Origin of the sequence: Aeromonas sp. Prich7-2, assembly GCF_017939255.1 — a bacterium.
GTDB lineage: Bacteria > Pseudomonadota > Gammaproteobacteria > Enterobacterales > Aeromonadaceae > Aeromonas > Aeromonas caviae.
Genome location: NZ_JAGKRI010000066.1, coordinates 1 through 8,137, shown reverse-complemented (window position 1 = coordinate 8,137; position 8,137 = coordinate 1). Strand labels below are relative to the sequence as shown.

Annotated in this window: 5 protein-coding genes and 1 pseudogene; 3 read left to right on the top strand and 3 right to left on the bottom strand. The window is 61.7% G+C overall.

Annotated elements, in window-relative coordinates; all coding sequences use genetic code 11:
* Positions 1 to 144: 144 nt before the first annotated feature.
* Positions 145 to 1,230 (bottom strand): annotated as a pseudogene (locus tag J9892_RS12950) (RidA family protein); the annotation flags it as partial.
* 1,069 nt (positions 1,231 to 2,299) lie between these two features.
* Here J9892_RS12950 and J9892_RS12945 point away from each other — a divergent pair.
* Positions 2,300 to 3,172: an ADP-ribosylglycohydrolase family protein gene (locus J9892_RS12945; protein WP_210538455.1), complete on the top strand. Its 873-nt coding sequence runs from the start codon at positions 2,300 to 2,302 to the stop codon at positions 3,170 to 3,172.
* 376 nt (positions 3,173 to 3,548) lie between these two features.
* Complete coding sequence (locus J9892_RS12940; protein WP_223915755.1) at positions 3,549 to 3,950, top strand: hypothetical protein; 402 nt, start codon at positions 3,549 to 3,551, stop codon at positions 3,948 to 3,950.
* 112 nt (positions 3,951 to 4,062) lie between these two features.
* Here J9892_RS12940 and J9892_RS12935 read toward each other — a convergent pair whose 3' ends face one another.
* Together J9892_RS12935 and J9892_RS12930 are read right to left on the bottom strand one after the other, a co-directional pair.
* Positions 4,063 to 5,187 carry an anhydro-N-acetylmuramic acid kinase gene (locus tag J9892_RS12935; RefSeq protein WP_210538454.1) on the bottom strand — a complete coding sequence of 375 codons (1,125 nt, stop codon included), beginning with the start codon at positions 5,185 to 5,187 and terminating at the stop codon, positions 4,063 to 4,065.
* 153 nt (positions 5,188 to 5,340) lie between these two features.
* Positions 5,341 to 6,651 carry a peptidoglycan DD-metalloendopeptidase family protein gene (locus J9892_RS12930; RefSeq protein WP_210538453.1) on the bottom strand — a complete coding sequence of 437 codons (1,311 nt, stop codon included), beginning with the start codon at positions 6,649 to 6,651 and terminating at the stop codon, positions 5,341 to 5,343.
* 114 nt (positions 6,652 to 6,765) lie between these two features.
* Between J9892_RS12930 and tyrS the strand changes: the two genes are divergently transcribed.
* Positions 6,766 to 7,965 carry a tyrosine--tRNA ligase gene (tyrS, locus tag J9892_RS12925; protein ID WP_039040151.1) on the top strand — a complete coding sequence of 400 codons (1,200 nt, stop codon included), beginning with the start codon at positions 6,766 to 6,768 and terminating at the stop codon, positions 7,963 to 7,965.
* Positions 7,966 to 8,137 lie beyond the last annotated feature (172 nt).

Sequence of the window (8,137 nt, the reverse complement as noted above, 5' to 3'; positions counted from 1 at the left end):
ACAAGAAAATCTCTTTTCTGGTCTGACGGCGCTTACTGCTGAATTCACTGTCGGCGAAGGTGAGCTGATGACTCATGATGAACCCTTTTTCATGGCTCCAGATGACAAACATGATCTCATATCAGGGACTTGTTCGCACCTTCCCTTGACGATATCGTCCATCACGTGGCCGATGCTCTCGACGATGGTCTTGATATGGCCGAGGCACTGGGCGGTCTGCTCACGGATACAGCCGGTCAGCACTTTGTCTGTGGTCATGTCGAGCGGCAGCTGGCCCGCGATATGGTTGTAGTGGGAGAAGGCGACGCTCTGGGTATGCAGCGGGCTTCTCGGTGCCTTGTCGGTATTGCGGGCACGGATCACCAGATTGTGCCTGTCTTCCACCAGCTGGGGCGGGGTGCCGTCACCGTGGGAGATGACCGCATCCATCTGCACCCGGGCGCTCAGCGGCAGGGCGGCGGCACTGACCACAGAGCGGGCGGGCAGATAGGCGATGGCACGGGCGATGGCGGAGTCCGGGAAGAAGGTGGTGTAAACCTCGTTGACGGCGTCGAGATCCGCCAGATTGGTCAGATAGACAGTCACCTTGACGATGTCGTCAAAGGGCACGTCGATGCTCTCCAGCACGGTTTTGATATTGCGCAGGCACTGGGCCGCCTGCTCGCGAATGCCACCGTCAACCAGGGCGCCGGAGGCGGGGTCGAGGGGCAGCTGGGCACCGATATTGTTGTAATGGGAGAAGGCGACGCTCTGGCTGGAGAGCGGATCCTGCGGGGCGCGGTCGCTGTTTCGGGAGATCTTGAGCAGCGGGCAGGGGGCCTGGGGGAAGGTGCCTTCCCCGTTGGAGAGCAGGGCGTCCATCTGCACCCTGGCGCCGAGCGGCAGACTGGCGACGGCGAGCACTGTGCGGGTCGGCAGCGAGTGGGGGAAGAATTCCCGATAGACGGCGTTGACGGCATCGAGGTCGGCGATGTCCGCGAGGAACAGGGTCACCTTCACCATGTCCTCCATGCCGTGGCCAATGCTCTGGACGATGGCCTGGATATTGGTGAGACACTGTCTGGCCTGCGCCTGGATATCCCCTGCGACCAGCGCGCCCGTTTTCGGGTCGACCGGAAGCTGGGCGGCAATATTGTTGTAGTGGGAGAAGGTCACGCTCTGGGTATAGGGCCCCAGATCCTGAGGCGCATTGGAGGTATTTCTGGCGGATTTGATGATGGTACCACTCATGGCGATACTCCTTTTCGTTTTTGATGTAGGGTCCGGGCCGCATTGTTCTTCCCTGGCCGAATGCGGCACGCTGATGACTCGTGATATTGCGGCAACAGTTGCCCGTTCCCGCCACAGGGCGACGGAGAAAAGGCGAACGATCATCACAGTGTCGAGCCCTGTTTCGATGCAGACAGCGCGTGCAACAGACAAGGGAGAGAAGTTGGCCTGGTGATTCAGACGGGAGAATTCTAGGGGGCGGTTATCCCGGGATGCAAACCGGGATCCGGTTTCTATGAGGTGGCTCAACAGAGTGAAATATATTCATTTTGCGATTCAATTCATGACGGACATGGCAAATAAAGGTGATGATGATCCCGCTTTACCATGAAAGTGGAACCAGATAGCGCCATATTGTCGCGCATCAGGGTTACAGCCTGTGAATCCTCCGTTAATACTTTTGGCGAAATTGCAGCTTATTCTCCCAGTTTTGCATAGCTATCTATTTATCGCTCTCTCGACGCCCTGTTCAGCGCCGCCAAAATATGCTGCGGTGAGCACACTGAAATAACATTCACCCTCTTTGCATGGCCACAGGTCATGACATAAATACGGGAGAAAGAGAGGGCGCTTTTTAGCCCCTGCGGCGGAGGCTGACATGGGCGGGTCGCCACACCGCCTATGCCATATCTTTTCAGTGGCGCGAACGCAGCCCGCCAACAAGGCTCATAAGCAAGGGGAGGGGGCCTTCCCCTTGCCTGCCCCGACTTGCCGCCCCCCGATGCATATCACTCCTGTCATGACCCTCCCTGTGAGGGGGCCCCGGAGTCCGCCCTGCTTTGCCGCCCTGGCGTATCCCGCACTCCTTGCGATGCAGCCGGCTCATCTTCCCCGCACCATCCTTATTTGTGTTCTTTGTCATCAACTGCCGTTATTGCGACCTGGGTCGGGGTTTGGGTGGATTATTAACTGTATGATTAATAATGAAATCAGGGACCCGGCCGACGAGCAGCACGGATCGGCACTCATCTGCCCGGGAGTGGCACATGCGATCGCATCGCGATCCCCGTCATCTGACTTCGGAGGTTTTATGCTTGGATTCATTCTGGGTGACATGTACAGCCGCACCAGCGGGTTTCGGCCACCCCCCCGCCTAGGCAAGCACTTCCCCCTCGTCCCCGACTATCAACTGCGCGGTCGCACCGGTGCCGCCATCCTGACCATGGAGACCCTGCTCGATACCCCCTATCCCCAGAAGAAGTTCAGGGCCCTGATCTATGGCGCCTTTATCGAGCGCCAGCGTCACCTCTTTGCCGAGCAGGTGGTCATTGGCCGAATGGAGGAGGGTCAGGACCTGGCGATCGCCATCGATCTTGCCTTTATCAGCACGGCGGTGCCCATCGGTCTGCTCGCCATCTCGGAGGAGATCGCGCTGCTGACCACCCCCCGTCCCACCCAGACCCATCCTCATCAGGAGGCCTTGAGCCAGGCGCTCGACTGCACCGCCATGCTGATGTTCTATGCCAAGGTCATTCGCCAGCGCAATGCGGTGCTTGAGCACATCGGCCACCAGTTCGGCTACAGGCCGCAGGCCGGTCTGGTGGCCAGGGTGGGCCACGGCGGGGAAGATGACTATGCCGCCTTCATGGTCAATGTGATGACCTGCATCGCCCATTCGGGCTCCTTCAAGGAGGCGCTGGAGAATGGCGTCAGGATGGGCATGCACGAGCCCGCCTTCTTCTGTATCGTCGGCGCCCTGGCCTCGACCCTGTGGGGAGTGCCCAAACCCTGGGCCCATGAGATCTCCCGTTTCATCCAGCGCCAGCACCCCCACTATCTCCAGATCCTGCTGCGGGGCGAAGCCAGGGTGGGCCGCAGACAGATCAACCTGGAGCCTCCCAAACCGCCGCTCTGTGCACCGGTCAAGCGCCAGGTAAACCGCTTCCTGAAGTGGGCCTTCTAGGGCCATGGGAGTGCTCTCGAGGTGCGGGCCCATGGCACCATCCCATCGGCCCGCCCCTCCTGAGAGTCATCACGGGGCTGTTATCTCACTGACCCCTGCTCCCCCGGCTACCTTGCCCAAGAGGGGATGGCCAGAAAAGCCAACGGCTGCACGGGGGACAAGGGGCGGGTAGAAGGTGATCCACCTCGCCTTTTGATGTGAACGTCTTTTGATGTTTGGCGCCATACGATACCATGCGCAGCGTGTGTTCCTGTTGGGGGAGGCGCCGCCCATCGCCCCGTGGCTGGCCGCTGGTCCCGTCATGATCACGGGATGCACAACCCGGGGTCGCCACGGCAACCCCTTATCGCCATAGCCAACAGGACGGAGTATCAGGATGGCCATTGCCATTGAACAGTCGGACAACACACTGAGGGTGAACAAGGATCGCTACGATCTGGGCCGCATCGTCGGCGTGCAGGTAAAAGCACTCGGCTGGATGGATCGGCTCAAGAAGACCTTGTTGCTGGGAGTGGTCACCTCCAGTGTGCTCTTTTACTTCACCCCTTCCTACGAGCAGGCGGGCAACTGGCTCATCGTGCTCTTCCTGCCCCTGGTGGGTTTTCTGTCTGGCGCCCTGATGGGGCTGCTCTCCTGCGCGAAATATGAGTTTTGCATCGAATTTTCCCACGCCGACGAGACGGGCGTGCAGTGGATCACCGCCGCCAGGAGTCGGCATGTCGCCGATTATGAGACCTTCAAGGCGCAGGCGGCCAGGTTGAAAGAGCGGCTCGGATAGGGAGCACAGAGTGACGGGTCTGCGCCATCTGGCGCCAGGCATAACAACAAGCCCGATCAGGTGCACCTGTTCGGGCTTGTTCCATTAGAGGGGAGGGCGCTCGGGGAGCGGCTCAGGCGGGATAGAGGGCGCCCAGCACCGCCGGGCGGCTCGCACCGGTCACCGCAGGCAGGTTGCCCGGCTTTCGCTGGATAAAGCGTTGTGCCAGCCAGGCAAAGGCGGCCCCTTCCACCCAGTCCGGTGCAAGGCCGAGCTGGGCGGTGCTGGTCAGATGCCAGTCGGGCAGCAGGGCTGCCAGCTCCGCCAGCAGCGGGGCGTTGTGGGCGCCGCCGCCGCAGACAAACAGCTCGGGCCGGGTTGGCGCATCACTGTGGGCGGGCAACTGGCGGGCGATGCTGTGGCAGGTAAGGGATTGCAGGGTACGCTGCACATCTGCGGGGGCGTATGTGCTGCCGTCCAGCTCGCCGTCGAGCCAGTCGAGGGTGAACATCTCACGCCCCGTGCTCTTGGGGGCGGGGGCGGCGAAGTAGGGGTGAGCCAGCAACTGCTCCAGCAGCGCAGGGATAAGCCTGCCGCTGGCGGCCCACTGGCCACCGGCATCATAGTTGTCACCGTGCGGATGGTGGCGGCGATACCAGCCGTCGAGCAGGGTATTGGCGGGGCCGGTATCGAAGCCATATACCCCTGAACCTGCCCCCCCGTCGGCCTGGCCGGGCAGCACCGAGATATTGGCAATGCCGCCGAGGTTCAGCACCACCCGAAGGGCGCCGGGGCGGGCAAAGAGCGCCTGATGGAAGGCGGGCACCAGGGGCGCCCCCTGACCGCCGAGGGCCATGTCCATGGTGCGAAAATCGGCCACCACGTCGATGCCGGTCAGGGCCGCCAGCAGGGCCGCGTTGCCGATCTGCAGGGTAAAGCCGAGGGCAGGGCGGTGGCGTATGGTCTGGCCGTGACTGCCGATGGCGCGAATCTCCTTGGGAGTCAGCGCCGCCTTGGCGAGCAGGGCCTGGGTGGCGGCGGCAAATTCGCGGGCCACCAGGTTATCGGCGACCCCCATGCGGTCGATTTCGTTCTCCCCCGGGGTGCAAAGCTCATGCAGGGTGCGAGCCGTATCGGCAGGCCAGGGATGGCAGAGGGCCACCTCGACCCGCAGTGCATCCCCCTCGAGCTGCACCAGCACGGCGTCGATACCATCCATGCTGGTACCGGACATCAAGCCTATATAGCGTTCAGTCATGACAACCCCTTTCAATGATGCAGGGGAACGGTTCGATGCCATGCCCCGCTCTGGTACCGGACATCCAGCCTATATAGCGTTCAGTCATGACAACCCCCTTTCAATGATGCAGGGGAACGGTTCGATACCGTGTTCCACCTTGGTCGACAGCGGTCAGCTGTCGTCGCCGTTGCCCTTGTTTCTGGCCAGTTGCAGCTCGGGGCTGTCCAGCTTGGCCAGTTGGGGCATGGCCTGGGCCTTGAAGCTGGCCAGCGCCCGCCCGCTGAGAGACTCCGCCTGGGGCAGGTTGAGGGTGCGCGGGTTCTTGTGCACGCCGCCCACCACGAATTCATAGTGCAGGTGCGGGCCTGTGACCCGGCCGGTGCCGCCGAGCAGGCCGATGGTTTGCCCCTGCTTCACTCGCTGCCCCTTGTTGACGGTGCGCTTGGAGAGGTGCAGGTACTTGGTCACGTAGTTGCCCGCGTGCTTGATGAAGACGTAGTTGCCGTTGAACTGGTTATAGCCGGCGGCCACCACGCTGCCGCCGCCCGCCGCCATGATGGGGGTGCCCACCGGCGCCACGTAGTCGATGCCGTTGTGGGGGCGCACCTTGCCGGTGACCGGGTGAAGGCGGCGCGGATTGAAGTTGGAGCTGATGTATTTGAAGTTGACCGGTGCGCGCAGGAAGCTCTTGCGCATCGCCTTGCCGTCCGGGGTGTAGTAGTTGCCATCCGTGTTCAGCACGGCACGGTAGATGGCCCCCTGGTTGACGAACTCGGCGGCCAGGATGTCGCCGGAGGCAACCCGCTCGTCATCCTGGTATTTGTCCTGGTAGACCACCCGGAAGCTGTCCCCCGGTTGCAGGTCCTGGGCAAAGTCGATGTCCCAGCCGAAGATGGCGGCGAGATCCATGATCTGGTCTTCCGTCATGCCCGCTTCGACGGCGGCGCCCCAGAAGCTGGAGCGGATTTCCCCCTGGGCCACCTGTTCGCGGGTGTCGAGCTCGATCTTCACCGGCCTGGCCACGAAGCCGTCATCCCGGCGGTTCACCTTGAGCGCCTGCTCCAGGCTGTGGGGGTAATAGAGGCTGTGCAGCTCGCCGCTCTTGGTGAGCTTGAAGGTGAGCTCCTGACCGGGCTTGAGCAGGCGCAGGGTATCCGTGCCCTCGAGCTGGTCGATGAGGTGCAGATCCGTGGTACTGAGGCCCAGGCGCTGGAAGATGACCCCCATGTTGTCGCCGCTGCGCACCTTCACCTGTCTGGTGACGTAGCGCGGTTTGGGCGGGATGACGGGCTCGGCCCGTGCCAGCTGCGCCTCCTCGTCGACCTGCTGCTCGACGGCCAGTTCGTTGTCGTTGTCATCGACCCGGGTGGCGACTGCCTGTTCGCTCGGCCAGGCCGCCAGCATCATCACCATGATGCTCAGGATCAGCACCATCTTGCGGTGCCAGTGAGGGAGAGAGTTGAAGGCGTGCCAAAGGACCATGAGAAGCAGACAAAGTTGAACCCGGAAGAAGGTCGGAGTTTACCGCCTTTCCAATTGGCCCGCCATTCCAGTAATATGTCTGGCCCTGTGGAATCGTGATTGGAGAGTCAAAAAATGTCCCAGCTCGAGGTGGCGCTAGCCGAGATCAAGCGCGGAGCGGAAGAAATTCTGGTTGAAGAAGAACTGATCGCCAAGTTGAAGGAAGGGCGGCCCCTGCGCATCAAGCTGGGGATGGACCCGACCGCGCCGGACATCCACCTGGGTCATACCGTGATCCTCAACAAGCTGAAGACCTTCCAGGATCTGGGCCATGAAGTGATCCTGCTGATCGGTGACTTCACCGCCATGGTGGGTGACCCCTCCGGCAAGAACGCCACCCGTCCGCCGCTCTCCGAAGAGGCCATCAAGCACAACGCCCTCACCTATGCCGAGCAGGCGTTCAAGATCCTCGACCCGGCCAAGACCCGCATCGAGTACAACTCCACCTGGCTGAGTGAGCTGGGCGCGACCGGCATGATCAAGCTGGCGGCCAAGCAGACCGTGGCCCGCATGATGGAGCGCGACGACTTCAAGAAGCGCTACAGCAACGGCCAGTCCATCGCCATTCACGAATTCCTCTATCCGCTGCTGCAAGGCTATGACTCGGTCGCGCTGAAGGCGGACGTCGAGCTCGGCGGTACCGATCAGAAGTTCAACCTGCTGATGGGCCGCGAGCTGCAAAAAGATGCGGGCATGGCGACCCAGTGCGTGTTGATGATGCCGCTGCTGGTAGGCCTGGACGGTGTCAAGAAGATGTCCAAGTCCGCTGCCAACTACATCGGCGTGCACGATGCCCCGGGGGAGATGTTCGGCAAGATCATGTCCATCACCGACGATCTGATGTGGAACTACTATGAGCTGCTCTCCTTCCGTCCGCTCGCCGAGATTGAAGAGTTCAAGGCAGGCATTGCCGCCGGCACCCTCAACCCGCGCGACGTGAAGATCTGGCTGGCCAAGGAGATCATCGCCCGTTATCACGATGAAGCGGCGGCCGAAGCGGCCCACGAAGACTTCACCCAGCGCTTCTCCAAGAACGCCATTCCGGACGACATGCCGGAAGTCGAGCTGGCACTGGAAGGGGAAGGGCTGGCCATCGCCAACCTGCTCAAAGACGCCGATCTGGTGGCCACCACCTCCGAAGCGCTGCGCATGATCAAGCAGGGCGCGGTGAAGGTGGATGGCGAGAAGCTGGACGATGGCAAGGCCCTCATCGGTGCCGGTACCGCCGTCTACCAGGTCGGCAAGCGCAAGTTTGCCCGGGTGACCGTGAAGTAAGTCGCCACCTCTGGCGCTGCCATAAGAAAGGTTCTTCGCGGGATCTTGGGGAAGTGGAAGTTGACAGACAGGGTGCTGGTAAACTGGCTGTCTCCAAACACACCACCACCATCACCCTGCTGTCGCCGTGCATCATATTGATATTGCCTCCTTCTGGCCAGGTTATACCGTC